12 protein-coding genes and 3 tRNA genes are annotated in these 17,146 nt (G+C 50.0%); 8 read left to right on the plus strand and 7 right to left on the minus strand.

Going from position 1 to position 17,146, the window contains the following annotated elements; genetic code table 11:
- Both ACN08W_RS04140 and ACN08W_RS04145 read left to right on the plus strand, forming a co-directional pair.
- Nucleotides 1-3,174 (plus strand): AAA family ATPase, encoded by a 3,174-nt coding sequence (locus tag ACN08W_RS04140; RefSeq protein ID WP_419108877.1) that lies wholly within the window; start codon nt 1-3, stop codon nt 3,172-3,174.
- A complete protein-coding gene (locus ACN08W_RS04145) occupies nt 3,155-4,507 on the plus strand; it encodes a hypothetical protein (RefSeq protein ID WP_419108878.1) in 1,353 nt (450 codons plus the stop codon). The genes ACN08W_RS04140 and ACN08W_RS04145 overlap by 20 nt, the downstream gene beginning before the upstream one ends.
- Before the next feature lie 97 nt (nt 4,508-4,604).
- Here ACN08W_RS04145 and ACN08W_RS04150 read toward each other — a convergent pair whose 3' ends face one another.
- The 6 genes from ACN08W_RS04150 to bcp all read right to left on the minus strand — a co-directional run bounded on the left by ACN08W_RS04150 (nt 4,605) and on the right by bcp (nt 11,136).
- Nucleotides 4,605-5,402: an alpha/beta fold hydrolase gene (locus ACN08W_RS04150; protein WP_419103887.1), complete on the minus strand. Its 798-nt coding sequence runs from the start codon at nt 5,400-5,402 to the stop codon at nt 4,605-4,607.
- Nucleotides 5,403-5,516: 114 nt separating this feature from the next.
- A complete protein-coding gene (locus ACN08W_RS04155) occupies nt 5,517-6,632 on the minus strand; it encodes a YihY/virulence factor BrkB family protein (protein ID WP_419108879.1) in 1,116 nt (371 codons plus the stop codon).
- 227 nt (nt 6,633-6,859) lie between these two features.
- Nucleotides 6,860-8,344: a malate:quinone oxidoreductase gene (locus ACN08W_RS04160; RefSeq protein ID WP_419108922.1), complete on the minus strand. Its 1,485-nt coding sequence runs from the start codon at nt 8,342-8,344 to the stop codon at nt 6,860-6,862.
- Nucleotides 8,345-8,512: 168 nt separating this feature from the next.
- Nucleotides 8,513-10,357, minus strand: a complete 1,845-nt coding sequence (locus tag ACN08W_RS04165; protein WP_419108880.1) for an ABC transporter substrate-binding protein — start codon at nt 10,355-10,357, stop codon at nt 8,513-8,515.
- Between the two features lie 113 nt (nt 10,358-10,470).
- Nucleotides 10,471-10,552: transfer RNA gene (locus ACN08W_RS04170), tRNA-Leu, on the minus strand.
- 107 nt (nt 10,553-10,659) lie between these two features.
- A complete protein-coding gene (bcp, locus tag ACN08W_RS04175; protein WP_419103884.1) occupies nt 10,660-11,136 on the minus strand; it encodes a thioredoxin-dependent thiol peroxidase in 477 nt (158 codons plus the stop codon).
- A gap of 338 nt (nt 11,137-11,474) precedes the next feature.
- On the opposite strand from bcp, the gene ACN08W_RS04180 reads away from it, so the two are divergent.
- The 3 genes from ACN08W_RS04180 (at nt 11,475) to ACN08W_RS04190 (ending at nt 12,500) form a co-directional block, all read left to right on the plus strand.
- Entirely contained in the window at nt 11,475-12,095 is a 621-nt protein-coding gene (locus tag ACN08W_RS04180) for a MarR family winged helix-turn-helix transcriptional regulator (protein ID WP_419108881.1), read from the plus strand.
- Between the two features lie 98 nt (nt 12,096-12,193).
- Nucleotides 12,194-12,269, plus strand: a tRNA-Lys gene (locus tag ACN08W_RS04185).
- A 155-nt stretch (nt 12,270-12,424) separates the two neighbouring features.
- Nucleotides 12,425-12,500: transfer RNA gene (locus tag ACN08W_RS04190), tRNA-Lys, on the plus strand.
- An 88-nt stretch (nt 12,501-12,588) separates the two neighbouring features.
- Here the strand turns inward: ACN08W_RS04190 and ACN08W_RS04195 are convergent.
- Nucleotides 12,589-13,044, minus strand: coding sequence for a hypothetical protein (locus tag ACN08W_RS04195; RefSeq protein WP_419108882.1), 456 nt, complete (start codon nt 13,042-13,044; stop codon nt 12,589-12,591).
- A gap of 446 nt (nt 13,045-13,490) precedes the next feature.
- On the opposite strand from ACN08W_RS04195, the gene ACN08W_RS04200 reads away from it, so the two are divergent.
- The 3 genes from ACN08W_RS04200 to ilvC all read left to right on the plus strand — a co-directional run bounded on the left by ACN08W_RS04200 (nt 13,491) and on the right by ilvC (nt 16,984).
- Nucleotides 13,491-15,323, plus strand: coding sequence for an acetolactate synthase large subunit (locus tag ACN08W_RS04200; protein WP_419108883.1), 1,833 nt, complete (start codon nt 13,491-13,493; stop codon nt 15,321-15,323).
- A 3-nt stretch (nt 15,324-15,326) separates the two neighbouring features.
- Nucleotides 15,327-15,836: an acetolactate synthase small subunit gene (gene ilvN, locus ACN08W_RS04205; RefSeq protein ID WP_419103880.1), complete on the plus strand. Its 510-nt coding sequence runs from the start codon at nt 15,327-15,329 to the stop codon at nt 15,834-15,836.
- Between the two features lie 119 nt (nt 15,837-15,955).
- Nucleotides 15,956-16,984 carry a ketol-acid reductoisomerase gene (ilvC, locus tag ACN08W_RS04210; RefSeq protein ID WP_419105967.1) on the plus strand — a complete coding sequence of 343 codons (1,029 nt, stop codon included), beginning with the start codon at nt 15,956-15,958 and terminating at the stop codon, nt 16,982-16,984.
- The last annotated feature ends 162 nt before the right edge of the window (nt 16,985-17,146 follow it).

Below are 17,146 nucleotides of genomic sequence, written 5' to 3' on the forward strand. Positions count from 1 at the left end.
ATGAGACTGCATCGACTAGAAATGACCGCCTTTGGGCCGTTTGCGCACACCGTCAGCATCGACTACGAAAAACTTAACGAGAGTGGACTCTTCCTCCTCACAGGGCCCACCGGATCAGGAAAAACCACTATCTTTGACGCTATCTGCTTCGCCCTATACGGAAAAACCTCTAGTGCAAGAGCAGACCTCAAAAGCCACTTCGCCACACCAGAAGCCATTCCCTCCGTCGAACTAGAATGCACCATCAGCAACACTCGACTAAAAATCTGGCGTAGCCCCGAATGGCAAAACCCGCAGAAAAAAACAAAAAACCATCACCGAGTTCACGTCCAACAATTCAACACCACCACACAACAATGGGACACTCTCGCCGAACGAATCAGCGACGCAGCCACCTATATCACCGGACTCATCGGACTCGACGAAAAACAATTCACCCAAATCATGCTCCTACCACAGGGCGAATTTGCGAAGTTTCTCAACGCAAAATCAGCAGAAAGAGAAACCCTCCTCAAAAAACTATTTCCCATCGACACCTTCGAAAAAGTACAAGAACTCCTCAAAGAACAAGCACAACAAGCCAACGAACACACCACACAGATAACGGAACAACTCCGCCACCTTGAGGAACAATTCTTCAACACCTACCAACGCTGCCGTATCGAACACCTCGAAGAAGAACTCAACCACGCTGCACAAAATCTCATAGACGAACTCCCCGAAGAACAACACAACACCTATCTACAACAGCTCAAACAACTCACCCAAGAACACACCCCAACCACCCCAAAAGATGACGACACATACACTCTTGACCAACGTCAAGAACAGATGGAACAACACCACACCATCATCCAACGTGTACTGCCACTAGTACGTCAACTACACCAAAACATTGCAGAAGAACTAGAATGCAACCACGAACACAAAACCCAGCTCCAACGCCGTATAGAACACCACCACCACTACACTCAGCTACAAGAACAACAACAGCAACTTACCGCGCAAACCAGCCACATCAACGAACAACGCCAAAAAGTACGCCGAGCACAAGAAGCACAACAACTCCTACCGCTCTACCGTCGCTTCATCGAAACTCAACAGCAACAAGAACACAACACCCAACAGCAACAAAAACTTGCCCACCACATACAACAACTCTGCACCGAACACCACCAACACATCCACCACAACCCTCAAAGCATTGAACTGCCCCTCATCACACAACTCTACGAACACCCGTTAGAACACAGCACCAACCTCAAAGAATATGGTGAACAACTCCCACACCTACTCCAAACACTGCACGAACTCACACGAGAAGAAGAACAACTCAACCACGCCAAAAAACACTACCAACAGCTACTCACACGCCAAAAAACACTGAGCACGGCCGTTGAACAAACCCAACAACAACACGAAAAAACACAACAACGCTACGAAGAACTCAACGAACAATACCAACAACTAGCAGACACCGAAGAAGAACTCATACACGCCCAACAGGAATACACCCACGCACAAAACATTCTTGCCCTATCCCAAGAACACGAAAAAGAACAACAACACCTCAACAAAGAACAAGAACACTACAAAACCTACGAAACGCAACGACGAAAAGACGCACAACACCTCGAAAAACTACAACAACTACGCTACAACCAAACCGCCTATAGCCTCGCAATCAACCTCACACCCAACGAACCCTGCCCCGTCTGCGGATCCTGCGAACACCCCGCACCAGCACACCACAACACCACCGAAGAACTCGTCGAACAACGAGACATCGACCAAGCACAACAACAACTAGAACACTCCACCGAAAACACCAAAAACAGCCACCAAAACGTTCAACGTATCACCCAACACCTAGAAGAACTCACCCGCAATGGCGCACTACCCATCGACCAAGCCCACGAAAACCTCACCGCACACCGCGAACAACAACACCAAGCAGAACAACGCCACCACCAACGCAACATCCTCAAAGAACAACTCAACTCCCTAGAACACCAGCTTCAAGAACTCAAAGAACAAGCCATCCAACACCACACCAGCTACGAAGAACACCAGAAAACTCTCAACGAACAACACCAACACATCACTACCCAAGAAAACACCCTCAAACAACACCACACCAACTACACACTGAACGAAAGAATACAAAACCTCAACAAGCTCAACAGCATCCTCGACGAACTCAAAATCACCCGCGCCCACGCACAAAACATCAGCGAACAACACCAAAAAAATCAGGATGAATGGCACCAAAAACTAGAAGAATCATCCTTCACCAGCATCCAAACAATACAAGACGCCACCATCCCCACCACACAACTACAACAGTGGGAAGAAGACATCACAAACCACGACGCAAACACCCACTACATCACACAAGCGCTCACCCACGAACACATGGTTGCCGTCGCCAACGAACTAGCACAAGGACACCAACCACCAAGCCCCAAAGACCTCGAACACCAACAACACAAAACCAAAAACCTGAGCACCTATAAAGACGTCCTCCTCGGACAAACCCTCACCCTCGAACAAGCCCAAAACACCACCACCGAACTCCTCGAACAATACCGAGAACACCGTGCAACATGCGAAGAACTCACATCTCAAGCACAGATGAAACAAGAACTCGCTAAAATTGCGCACGCAACATCTACCGACAACACCCTCAAAATGCAGCTGACCACCTACATCCTTGCTGCACAACTTGAAGACATCACACAAGCAGCCAGCGAACACCTCCAAGCCATGACACACGGAAGATACCAACTCCAACACAGCGACCACAAAACACAGAGCAAATCTGGTCTAGGATTAGCCGTATACGACCACTGGCACGATAGACAACGCTCACCCGAAACGCTCTCAGGAGGAGAAACCTTCATGGCATCACTCTCCCTCGCACTCGGACTAGCAGACGTCGTACAACACCGACACGGAGGAATAGAAATAGACACCCTCTTCGTCGACGAAGGATTTGGTACCTTAGACGAAGACACTCTCAACAACGTCATGGAAACACTCGACGGACTACGCGAACAAGGACGCGTCATCGGACTCATCTCACACGTGAACGAACTCAAAACCCGAATACCTGAACACATCACCTTGGTCAGCTCACCAGAAGGGTCAGATATTGTCACCCAAATATCCTAAACAGACCGAAACACCGAGCTACACCAGAACACTACGCATACGACACTCCGTACGCTACCTACAAAACCGCCTCATCTACCTGACATCGATTGTCGGCAAAAAATTTATTATCTTCTCACTTTTTAGCCGACTACCCACCTACATGGTGGCGCTCGCAGTGCTCATTAGCATGGGAACACGCACCAGCGAAATCACACTTGGCGCGTATTCTGCGGGGCTCATCACGATGAGCTCAGCGGTGATGCAAAGAACCTATAGGCGTATAGCTCAACGTCTTGGGTACCGTTCAGTAGTGTGCATTACGGCAACATTGAACATTCCGGCGGTAGCGTTTTTGATGGTGCAAACGGTGCAATTTGCTCCCAACCGTGCCAGCGGATCCATACCTATCTTCTTGATAGCTTCTGCATTGGCAGGAGCAACCACCATACCGATAAGTGCCGCTATGCGTAGTTATTGGAGTGAACGTTATACGGCAACTCAAGATCGTCGACTCCTGAACTCTGCTATCGCTTTAGAATCTATCCTTGACGTTATTGCGTTGCCTCTGGCTGCGGCAAGTGTGGGTGCTATCGCTATTTTTTCGGGGGCGTTATCCTCGCTATATGCTGTTATCTTCATTGACGTCTTCGCAATTTTCTTTATCTTGTGGTTTCCGAAAGCTATCGTAACGCTCAAATTTTCGCACCCCTCCATTGAGACGATACCTATTCCCATCCGTAACCCGCCTCCTTTTGGTGTTTTGCCGATGCTTGGTATCGCCTGCATTGGTACAGCAATCGGCTCGACACAGACCGCGTTGGTGATTCGCGGTCTACATTCTGACACCCTCGAATTTGTGGGGTTTTATATTGGCATGATGGGAACTGCTGGCGCTTGTACCTGCGTTATTTTGACGGTTCTACGGTTACGTTTAGGCACATGGCAAGGCTGGCTCTTAGACGCTCATCTCCTGTTATTGGTGGGTTTGATTCTGTCTATCCCACAATCTCAATTCTGGATTACTGCTGTTCTTGCCATCTACGGTGGACTGCTTGGCGCATCACTGATGTGTATGGAGTCGATTATGACTGCTATTGCGGCGCGTGCCAACGTGGGCTTAGCCTTATCTGCCATACAAACCACTTATATTGGTGGGCTTGCTTTAGGGTATGTGTGGGCGGCAACCGTGGGTGAGAGTTTAGGGCAACAATCAGCGATGCTTATTCCGCTATTTGCGGCTGTTCTTTTTGCGCTCTTATCTCACGTATATGGTGCCAAATGGAGAGCAACCTACGAAGAACGTCTTCCACTCTTAGAAGATTTTGACCCTCCGTCGTCGACAACCTCATAAGGCTCTTCCCCTTAAAATATGGGTGTGCCCCTGCTGAGCTTTTCTGTTCGGCAGGGGCACACCCATGTTTCTTATACTAAGAGATAGAGAATCTGCTCTAGATAATAAAGGCTTCTTCGCTTTCTTGAACGAGCGCTAACACACGTTTTTTAAAGACTCCGCTGGTAAGAGCATTGACATGGTTACGTCCGTCTAAGATGAGCTGTTCATAGGGAACGTGAGCTTCGGTCAGAGCCTCAGTAAGCCACGAATAATCACCGGCTACGCTATCTTCACTGCCGCGCACCAGCAGAATAGGGCAGAGTGGGTGTAAAAGTGTTGGGTCAAAATCAAAAGCTAACGGCAAACATGCAAAATGTTTGAGTGATGATTCTCGTATGAGCGAATGATTAATGACGGCGGGGAACGTCGGATTAATATTTTCTTGCTCTAAGGAACCTAAAAGATATTGTGCGATGAGTGGTAGATGATCGTGCTGAGGTAGCCCACCAATACTTGTAGAGAGCACGTTATGACCTGCGTAGGAGCTAGCTTCCCATGCGATACGGGCACCAGCGCTAAACCCTACAAGGTGGGCAGGGGAGTCAAGCTCGTCAATAAATTGTGCCACGGCGTGAGCTGCTGATACGAAGAATCCGTGTTCTTCAGGTAATGGAATATCACCCGTATAGGTTAGTGATGGGTCTGGGTTTTTGAGGTCTTCATTGCGGTGATACGGCAAATCAACGATGATGCAAGGATACCCTTCAGCGGTGAACCGTTTGACCCATCCGGTGCGCACCCATAATTGTTCTCCGGTTGCGGCGAAGCCGTGTAAAAAGATGATAGGGGAACGTTCTGGGCTGTTTTGTGCAGCAGGGAATATCCGATACGAAAGAGGAGGAAAAATAGTCACCAGTCCACTGTAGTGTGCAGTGTGACTGGTGACCAAAGAAAATGAGGAAGATAACGTTCTGCCCTCGTACACCCCATCCCTCTATCAGGGTGTACGAGGGCAGAAAACAAGCACCTACTGTTGAGGTGAAGATTTCTCTTTCTCAAGTTTTTGAGCAAGCGCCTGATAATCTAAACCGTTTTGGGATAGGCGAATCGCTTTCCCCTCAGCAATAAATTTCTCTTTTGTCTCAATAATTTTGATGGCTTGAGTATTATCGCGTGGGCGAAGCTGAACGAATTCTTCTGCCGAAATACCGGCACGTAGTTCGCGCATACGCTCAATTTCTGCGTCAATTTCTGCGCCGAGAAGTAGCACATTGTTCATAATCCAGATGAATAGGAGCATGACGATGACAGCGCCGATTAGACCATAGGTGGCGTTATATTTGCCGAAGTTTGATACATAGAACGAGAACCCTAAGCCGGCGATACCCATTGAGACCAATGCGAAGGCTGCACCAGCCGAGAAGATTCGTAGTTTGGGTTGTTTGACGTTGGGCGTGCCGTGGTAGAGCAATGCTACGAGTGCAACGGCGAGGCAGAGGATAATAGGCCAACGGAACCAGAGCCATACACTGGTGAATGCGGTGAGGTCTAGACCGGGGACGCTATCTGAGATGAAGGTGAGGACTCCACCACTCATGAGCAGCACCATGAGCATGAGAACAAGCATGAAGACGAGAATCGCGGTGACTAATAGGTTTTGAGGTCGAAGTTTCCAGATGGGTCGGCCTTCAACGACACCATAAAGCCTATTGAGTGCACGCCCAAAAGCGCCGATGTATCCGGAAGCTGTCCAGAGCGCACCGACAACACCGGTAATAAGCGCTAAACCAGCAGCACTTGATGAGGTGAGCTGAGAAATGGGTTCTTCGACGATAGAAAGAACTTCTGCTGGGGCAATATCACTAATGAAATTGATAATTGCGTGCGTGGTTTCTTGGCCACGTCCGAAAACGCCGAGGAGAGAAACTACTGCCAATAGAGCAGGGAAGATGGAAAGCACCGCATGGTAGGTGAGTGCTGCTGCCATATCGGTACAACCGTCAGTACCAAACTTGTTAAAGGCACGTTTGATGACGTACCCCCAGTTAAAATTGGTGACTTCTTTGATGGTGTAGCGTTTATGAACTTTTTCTGGTGCGGGGGCTTCTTGAGCGCGAGTGATTGTTTGTTCCTCTAAAGACATCCGAACTCCTAGTCGATGCGAATGAGTTGCTACGTAAGCTTAACATGTTTGTTCAGTGTGCTTCTAGAACTCTTGGGCTTTAGCTGTTAGCTTCCCTCAAAAATACTGGGATACTGTATTTTTATGTTGATAAGGGGTGTGACAAGTGGCAATAGAGTAGAAGGCGTGCAAAAATCTTTGCACGCCTTCTACTCTGATATACATGAATCGTCTGTATCTTGTGGGTGTTAGTACGAGAGTCCTAGAACCTTTGAGGTGTGTTCTAGTACTTCGTCGGCAAGTTCTGGTGTTTCGTTGAGTCGAACGCCGAAAGCCGGAATCAGTTCACGGATACGAGACTCCCATGCTGGGAACTGTTCTTTAAAGCATCGTTGTAGGAGGTTCAACATGATGGGAACAGCTGTAGATGCTCCGGGAGAAGCACCAAGAAGCGCAGCAAGAGAGCCGTCGTGAGCAGAAATGAGTTCTGTACCAAATTGGAGGATGCCGCCTTTAGCGCTGTCACGTTTCATGACTTGTACACGCTGACCTGCTTGAATTAGTTCCCATTCGTCGGCTTGAGCTAACGGATAGTATTCGTGTAATGCGTCAATACGGCTTGACTGATTCTTTGCAAGTTCCCCTACAAGGTATTTTACGAGAGAGAGGTTATCGAGCCCTGCACGAACCATCGGGTAGAGGTTATCGGGGCGTACCGATAACGGAAGATCTAAGAACGATCCTTGTTTTAAAAAGTTTGTGCTAAAACCGGCGTAAGGCCCAAAGAGTAGGGAACGTTGCCCGCGAACATAGCGGGTGTCAAGGTGAGGCACCGACATGGGTGGGGCGCCGACAGAAGCTTGACCGTACACTTTGGCGCAATGTTCTGTTGCGGTGGCTTCGTTGGTGTTTCTTAAGAATAGGCCAGATACGGGGAACCCTCCGTAGCCTTTTCCTTCTGGGATACCAGATTTTTGGAGGAGTTTTAATGCTCCACCGCCAGCACCTAAGAACGCAAAACGAGTATTAACCACAAGGTGTTCTTCGGAGTTCAAACGGTTTTTGACCGTAATTTTCCATTGCCCGTTGGTGTCTTGGACGAGTTGAGTGACGTGGTGACCGTATCGTACGCTCACTCCCTGTGAGGTGAGGTAGTTGGTGAGCTGTTCGGTCAAGTACCCAAAATCGACGTCTGTTCCTTCGGGGGACCAGTTTGCTGCTACTTTTTGTTCAGCATGACGTCCTTGCATGGTCAGTGGCGCCCACTGGTGTATTTCTTGGTGGTCTGTAGAGAACTGCATTCTCTCAAAGAGTTTTTCGCGACGGAACGCCTCAAAACGTGCCTTGAGGTAGGCGCTGTGCTCTTCACCAAAGACTAAAGACATGTGCGGTACAGAGTTGATGAAGGAGGCGTCTGTGAGTTTTCCTTCTGCGACGAGCGAGGCCCATAGTTGTCGAGACGTGTAAAACTGTTCGTTGATGCCTAATGCTTTTGCCGTAGAGACGGTACCATCTGCACCTGCTGGTGCGTAATTGAGTTCGCATAGTGCAGCATGTCCGGTGCCAGCATTATTCCACGGGCTAGAAGATTCTTGACCTACGCGGTCTAGACGCTCAAACATGATGATGTTCCATGATGGCTCTAATTCTTTGAGCAACACACCAAGGGTTGCGCTCATAATGCCACCACCGACGAGTACGACGTCAGTCGATTCCGTTGTAGCCACGGTTATTACTCCCAAGAGATGATAAGTCAATACGAGGTAAGTCTTCTTTGACTTACCACAAAGATTTTTGCGGTATCTGGTGATGCGCAAAAACCTCTGAGTTTTAGACTAACTTATTCGGCGCCTTCAACGGTGAATCCTTTTGCTTGCAACCTGAAAAAGACTCGATAATTTTTAGGAGTGAGCCTTTGCTAAAGCAAAATTTGCGATGCCTGTGGCACTGAGCGGGTAATAATCGACGCGTGGGCCAAGCGCTACCGAAGAAATAGGGTATGCGATAGGGATTGCCGGCATTAATAATGCGATGTGCAGATTAATTTCTTGGTATGCGATACGGCGTTCGTCGATGTCGTTGATTTGGTCTGCTGCTCTCATCGCACTGAGAATTTGTGTGTAGGTTATTTTTTCTCGCGGTAATTCTGCCAGTGAAGTGGTATCTGGTGCAGGGGCGTCGTCTTTTTCTGTTGTTGGAGCTTCTGTATCGTCTTTGGGTTGTTCGTCAGTTGGTGCGTCGAGTTTGTGGTTGTCGGGTGCTGATTCTTCGAGGATTTCTAATTCGCCGTCTTCGACATAGGTGGCTTCACTTTGTTCGGCTGAGTGCACGATTTCTGAGGTGGGTGCTAGGACCCTTGAGATGAAGGCGTTTGGGTCGCGGTAGGAGCCTACGAACCCTGTTAATGCTAGGGCACGTTTTGTGCTTTGCTTGCTAATAATGTCGAGGTAGCCTTCATTCCACGGCACGGGCATTGGTTTGATGTTCAGCCCGATAGAGACGAGGTTTGCTGCCAAAGACGCATAAATAGCTTCGGGGGATTCCATCGTCGCTAAAGAAACACCTGTGGGGTAGTAGAAGGTGAGTTCTTCGCCGTTGTATCCGCTTGCTTCGAGTTGTTCTTTGGCGCGGTTTTTATCGTAGTTATAGTAGGCGCGTGTGTCATCATTTTTCATCATGAATAGCGCTGGTAGGAAGTCGTTTGCGACGTTTGTTCCTTGAGGGAAATTATTGCGCACGACATCGTGACGGTCGAGGGCGTGAGCTATGGCCTGACGCATGAGCGCCTTGCTCAGAAGGGGGTGATCCGTGTTAATGCTGATATAGCAGATGGCGTAGGGGTCTCGTGGTTGGATGAGGTTGCCAGAGCGTGCTAGCGGAACATAGTTGTCGATGGCTACGAGGTCGTAGGCATCAATATCGCCGTTGCGTAGAGCATAGTAGCGTTTATCAGAATCGGAGATGGTGCTGATGATGAGCCGTTCAATAACAGGTGCTGCTCCCCAATAAGTGGGGGAAGCTTCGAGGGTTGCTGTTGAGCCGTCCCATTCTTTGAGGGTGTATGCGCCTGTTCCTACGGGTAGTTTTTTGAAATGGTATTCGTCATTGAGTGAGGCGGGGGAAGCAATGCCAAATGCTGGTTGGGTGAGCGCCTTAATAAAAGATGTTGAGGGGCGTGAAAGTGTGAAGATAATTTTTTCGTCGATGGCTTTGCAGTCTGTGACTAGCGGTGTTCTTTGGTCTGGTGCGGTGACTCCACTAAAAAGTTGCAGGTAGTCAGTGCGAGAATATGCGGTGGTGTCGGCTGCTGCGTGAACCCATCGTTGATAGTTTTTGATAACGGATTCTGCGTTAAAGGGAGACCCGTCATGGAAAGTGACGTTATCTCGTAGAGTGAAAGTGTATGTGAGTCTGTCTGAGGAGAGTTCCCATTGGGTTGCTAGAGAAGCTTCGGGTAAGCCGGTGTCGACGTTTGCTCTGAGGAGGGGCTCAAGAACTTGTGCTGAGATGCGTGCCGTTTCAAGTGTTCCGCTGGTGGCGACATCTAGTGATGGTGTGGGTGCTGCGTTTGCGAATCGAAGAGTGATCGGTTGGTGTTTGGTCGGTGTGGGTGAAGCGCTTGCATCGTGGGTGTGTGGTGTTGTGGTGTCTTGGTGCTCTTGTGCAGAGCAGGCGCTAAATGCTGTTGCGGTAGCAAAGAGTGACCCGTAGCGGAAAAGTTCGCGGCGGTTGAGACCAGAAGACACAGAAACACACTTCCCTTGTGAGCGGTAAGGTCGACGAAAGAGCTGTATTGACCTGTAGATATAGATAAAGCCCAGTATATACCGGGCTTTATCTTTTCTATGATGTTATGCAGTGCGCAAGGAGGGACTTGAACCCTCACGCCCGAAGGCACAGGAACCTAAATCCTGCGTGTCTGCCAATTTCACCACTCGCGCATGTTCAGCTGAGCGAACTCTAGAAATAGTACACGATATATTTTGGCTGTGCAAATCGGCAGAGAAAATAATGCAGAATTTTTGAGATGAGGGTGCTGGAATACGCGTTAGCTGGGGTCAATACCGAGGTCGCGGCGCAGTTTTGCAACGTGTCCTTTAGCTCTCACATTGTATTGAGCGAGGCTGATGTTTCCGTTTTCGTCGATGACGAAGGTGCTGCGAATAAGCCCAATATAGGTTTTTCCATAGTTCTTTTTCTCGCCCCATGCACCATAAGACTCCGCTACAGTGTGGTCCTCATCTGATAGGAGTTCGAAGTTGAGTTCTTGTTTTTGGGTGAAGTTCTGGAGTGCTTGAGGAGAATCGGGGGATACTCCGAGTACAACGTATCCGTGGCTTTGTAGTGAGGCGATGTTGTCACGAAAGTCGCAGGCTTGGTTGGTGCAGCCGGGAGTATTTGCTTTGGGGTAGAAATAGAGTACGACTTTTTGCCCGGAGAATTGTTCTAAGGAGACGATTTCTCCGTTGCTGTTTTTGAGTGAGAATGCTGGTGCTGGTGTTCCAATGTCGAGGCGTTCTGCCATGATTGAATGCTCCTACTATTTATTAGGGGGTGTTGTTTAGGGGTCTATCTTATCGGGTGGCAGATGTTTTGCACTAGGTGCGTGTTGGTGATTGTTTAGGGTGGGGGAGTCACTAAAACCAAACCTGTGTCCAATATGTGAAACACTTAGGTGTGATGTTCTCGTCTCTTGAGGCTCTACGGTTTTTCTCGGTGTTCTGAGAGCGTTCTCAAAAACCTGAGGTTTGCTTGACGAAACTATGTGCACGGGCTGTGTATAAGGTCTGAATGTGATTATTCTTTGCTTGCCAAAGTATAGATTCCGTCAAAATATGTAAAGACTTTACCTATACTAGATACATGCCTGATATTGGTAATTGGTCAATTAATCGTTTGTTATCTACGTCCGCTCGCATGCTTGAACATAGCTGGAATAACCACCTACGCGAGTTGGGATTAACTCACGCCGGAGTTACCGCTCTTGGTGTCATTGCTCGTGAAGGAAAAACTTCACAAGTTCGTATCGCCTCCATCGTTGGAGTGCAAGCTCAAACCATGGGAAAGACTCTATCCCGTCTAGAATCTCACCACTATGTTTTTAGAGTGCGCAACGCCAACGATCGCCGCAGCTATCTTTTAGATATCACTGACGCGGGACGAGATGTACTTGCACGCGCTGAAAAAATTGATAAGAATCTCGCCTCCTTGGGCGCATTAGCTAACCCCGAATTTCGTGAGATGCTCGTCGATATTGTACGTAAACTCTCGGAAGAAGAAGGTAACGACATCGTTCTTCACGGTGCTCACGAAGAACATCGTGCCGCCGTAGGACTTGCCGACTTCACCGGAGACATTGAACCCGTACAACCTGAAGGAGAAGCTCCCATCGAGGTGTCTCAAGTTGTTGGCCCAACAACTGCGGTGCTTGACATTGTTACCCCTGAACTTCTTGACGCTGCTCGTGCTCAACGAGAACAATAAACCCCAACAACTGTGTTTTGTGCAACATTGAGAGTGTAGGGTTTGCTATATCTTCATAATGTCGGATATAGTTTATTCGTTGCTTCAGCAACGAGAATGCGCCTCTAGCTCAATTGGCAGAGCAATTGACTCTTAATCAATGGGTTGTGGGTTCAAGTCCCACGGGGCGCACCACATAATATTGAGGGTCTGACTCGAACGAGTCAGACCCTCAATGCTTTAACACTGACTCACCCGATGCGCGGTGTGCCGCATATCTCTTGTCTGAAAATTTGCGTCTTCCTCCTCACCGAGGTATAGTTTTTATTCGTTGCTTCGGCAACGAGAATGCGCCTCTAGCTCAATTGGCAGAGCAATTGACTCTTAATCAATGGGTTGTGGGTTCAAGTCCCACGGGGCGCACCACACGAAAAGGGTGGTTACCAACAAAAACGGTAACCACCCTTTTCTACATCTGTAGAGCGTATCAACACGCAGAAAACATCAAAAAATATTAGTCCTCAAGCCACGACTCACTCAGAAAATTCTGAAAATCAAGAATGTCACTAGACTGCTCTAATACACCCGAACCATTCTCTAAAACAATCTCAATACTCTGAGGAATCGTCAAAATAAAAGACGTACCCGTCGTAGACTCCAAACCAAAAGTATCTTCATTCAAACTATAGGCACGAATCGCGTTCGTATTATCAATAGAGGTAGGAGTCCCCGCCGGTAAAGCCTGCGGCAAAAGCACGGGAGCCACAATGACCTCTCGCGGAGTATCACGATACCCAATAATGAAATACTCTTGAGAATCCTGCTGCTGAATAGCAATATCAGGATTGCGATACAACGCATGACCTGTAGCAAAAATAAGGTTATAAGCACCATAGTTGATAATCTGCTCATCAAATACTGGGTGCAAAGCTGCCGTAATGAACTCGCTAGAAAGCGTATGTGTGGTCATGAACCCCAGTCTAGGGTAAACGCCCCTCTAACGCGACTATTAAAACATTATTGATGTTTTGCACGTCATATTTAACATAAGGTCACGCTCGTTAAAAGACGACATAAACAGCGCATAACCCGCCCAAAAAGACGAAAGACCTCACAATAACGTGTCGGATGATGAGATGTCTTTGACTTTTACCGCCCATCACGACAAATATTATAGCTATGCAAATGCAACGCAGTTCACAACACATTATTAGCCTTCTAGTCGTCAGATAGGGCGCGCTAGCCTAGGCAAAACTTTGTTGTGTTCCATGCATGCGTACCCTTCGCTCCACTCAGGCGGAGGGTTTTTTCGTATCAGGAAAACACCAAAACCTCCTACGAACATGATCGGCAGACACACCCGTCAACGACCATGAAAAGCATCACCACCACTAAAACGTCAAAGGGCAAAAGAAAATGACCACGGGTCCATCGATGACACCAGCTGTACTCGCTCAAAACGTTGGCAAACACAACGACAGCATCGCAACCGAAACCCACACCGAACGCATGACCGGTTCACAAGCGATCATCCGCAGCCTCGAAAAACTCGGCGTAACCGACATCTTCGGCCTACCCGGAGGAGCCATCCTCCCCACCTACGACCCACTCTTTGACTCCACCCAAATTCGCCACATCCTCGTACGCCACGAACAAGGCGCAGGACACGCAGCCCAAGGATACGCACTATCCACCGGAAAAGTAGGAGTCTGCCTCGCCACCTCAGGCCCCGGAGCCACCAACCTCCTCACACCCATCGCCGACGCAAACATGGACTCCGTACCCATCGTCGCCATCACCGGACAAGTCTCAAGCTCCGTCATCGGCACCGACGCCTTCCAAGAAGCAGACATCGTCGGCATGACCATGCCCATCACCAAACACAGCTTTATGGTCCGTGACCCCCAAGAAATCCCACGCTGTATCGCCACTGCCTTCCACATCGCCTCCACCGGACGCCCCGGCCCCGTGCTCGTAGACATCACCAAAGACGCACAACAAGGCATGATGGACTTCTCATGGCCACCCACCGTCGAAATCCGCGGATACACACCCGTCACCCGCGGACACTCCAAACAAATCCGTGAAGCAGCAAAACTGCTCGCACAAGCACAACGCCCCGTACTCTACGTCGGCGGGGGAATGGTACGCGCCAACGCACCAGAAGAACTAAAACGCCTCGCAAAAAACACCCACGCACCCGTCGTCACCACACTCACCGCACGCGGCGCATACCCCGACTCCGACCCACAAAACCTCGGAATGCCCGGTATGCACGGCACCGTACCAGCAGTCACCGCACTCCAAAAAGCTGACGTACTGCTCTCACTCGGAGCACGCTTCGACGACCGCGTCACCGGCGTCCTCTCATCCTTCGCACCCGAAGCGAAAGTCATCCATATCGACATCGACCCCGCCGAAATCTCAAAAATTCGTTACGCAGACGTACCCATCGTAGGAGACCTCGCACAAGTACTACCCGAACTCAACAGCCTCCTCGAAACCGACTACGCAACAGAACTCAGCCCACTCGAACCATGGTGGCAAACCCTCAACGCCCTCAAAGAAAACTACCCGCTGGGATACACCACCACCGACGACGGACTCGGCTCACCCCAATACGCCATCGAACGCATCTCAGCGCTGAGCGGACCCGACGCCTACTATGTTGCCGGCGTTGGACAACACCAAATGTGGAGCGCCCACTTCCTCAAACACGAAAAACCACGCCACTTCATCAACTCGGCAGGACTCGGCACCATGGGCTACTCCGTGCCCGCCGCCATGGGCGTACAAGTAGCACACCCCGACGCAATCGTCTGGTCCATCGACGGAGACGGCTGCTTCCAAATGACCAACCAAGAACTAGCCACCTGCGCACAAAACAACATCCCCATCAAAGTTGCTATTATCAACAACTCCTCACTGGGCATGGTACGCCAATGGCAAAACCTCTTCTACGACGGACGCTACTCACACACCCACCTCAACACGGGGGCCGGCACCGTACGCATCCCAGACTTCGTCAAACTAGCAGAAGCCTACGGTTGTGTCGGGCTACGCTGCGAATCAGACGCCGACGTTGACGCAACTATCCAACAGGCGCTCGCCATTAACGACCGCCCCGTCGTCGTAGACTTTACCGTCAGCCCCGACGCCATGGTCTGGCCCATGGTGCCCACCGGAGTCTCCAACGACCTCATCCAAATCGCCAAAGACACCTCACCCATCTTTGAAAGAGAGGACTAAGCCATGAGCCGCCACACTTTCTCCGTCTTAGTCGAAGACAAACCCGGCGTGCTGGCACGAGTCTCCGGACTCTTCGCCCGAAGAATGTTCAACATTGAGTCCCTCGCCGTCGGTAATACAGAAGTTCCCGGCATCTCACGTATTACCATTGTGGTAGACGCCGAAGGAAACCTATTAGAGCAAGTGACCAAACAGCTCAATAAACTCATTCACGTCCTCAAAATTGTTGAACTCACACCAGAAACCTCAGTGCAACGAGACCACATCATGGTCAAAGTTAAAGCTGACGCACAAACACGTCTGCAAGTCACCCAAGCAGCAGACCTCTTCCGCGCCCAAGTGGTTGACGTCTCTACAGAGTCCGTCATCATCGAAGCAACCGGATCCGCCGAAAAGCTCAGCGCCCTACTCGACGTGCTAGAACCCTTCGGCATCCGAGAAATTATCCGAGCCGGAACACTCGGACTCGCACGTGGTCCACGTTCCATGAGCGAAAAAGCCCTCAGAAGCTAAACCGCTCAACACCACCACAGGGGCACCCCAACACGGGCACACCCCGACACGAGTTTTTAGATACGACTGCTCAACACCAGAACAGTCACCACACACTAACACCAAGGAGAACACCTCTCATGGCAGCAAAAATCTTCTACAACGATGACGCAGACCTATCCATCATCCAAGGACGCTCCGTCGCCATCATCGGCTACGGCTCCCAAGGCCAAGCACACGCACAAAACCTGCGCGACTCCGGCGTCGACGTACGCATCGGCCTAGCAGAAGGCTCTAAATCACGAGCCAAAGCAGAAGCAGAAGGCTTCACCGTTATGACTGTTGCGGAAGCAACCGCAGACGCAGACGTCATCATGATCCTCACCCCAGACCAAGTACAAGCACAGGTCTACACTCAAGACATCGAACCCAACCTTGAAGAAGGCGACGCACTCTTCTTCGCACACGGATTCAACATCCGATTCGGCTACATTCAAGCACCACAAGGCGTCGACGTCGCCATGGTCGCACCCAAAGGCCCTGGCCACACCGTACGCCGCGAATACGAAACCGGACGTGGCGTACCAGCACTCGTAGCCGTTGAAGTCAACGCATCCGGAACCGCCCAAGAACTAGCGCTATCCTACGCAAAAGGCCTCGGCGCAACCCGTGCAGGCGTCATCGAAACCACCTTCACCGAAGAAACCGAAACCGACCTCTTCGGCGAACAAGCAGTACTCTGCGGCGGCGTATCACAACTGATCCAATACGGTTTTGAAACCCTCACCGAAGCCGGATACCAACCAGAAATCGCCTACTTTGAGGTCTGCCACGAACTCAAACTCATCGTTGACCTCATCAACGAAGGCGGAATCACCAAACAACGCTGGTCCTGCTCCGACACCGCAGAATACGGCGACTACGTCTCCGGCCCACGCGTCGTCACACCAGAAACCAAAGAACACATGAAAGCTGTGCTCAACGACATCCAAAACGGAACCTTCGCACAACGCTTCATGGACGACCAAGCCAACGGCGCACAAGAATTCCTCGAACTACGCGCCAAAGGCGAAGCTCACCCCATCGAAGCAACCGGACGTGAACTACGCAAACTCTTCTCATGGAACAAAGTCCAAGACGACTACACCGACGGAAGCACCCAACGCTAAAACACCATAAACACCCCAAAAAGTAGAGCCGATGAGAGTCACCGCCCTCATCGGCTCTACTCATGGTCTTGGCAACATCCCACGTAACGGCTAAGACACAGTAGCACCATCAAGAAACTCAACGGTAAGATAGTCTACTAACCGGCGCTGTTGGCCGTCAGG

Source organism: Rothia sp. CCM 9419, assembly GCF_048512815.1.
Taxonomy (GTDB): Bacteria; Actinomycetota; Actinomycetes; order Actinomycetales; family Micrococcaceae; genus Rothia.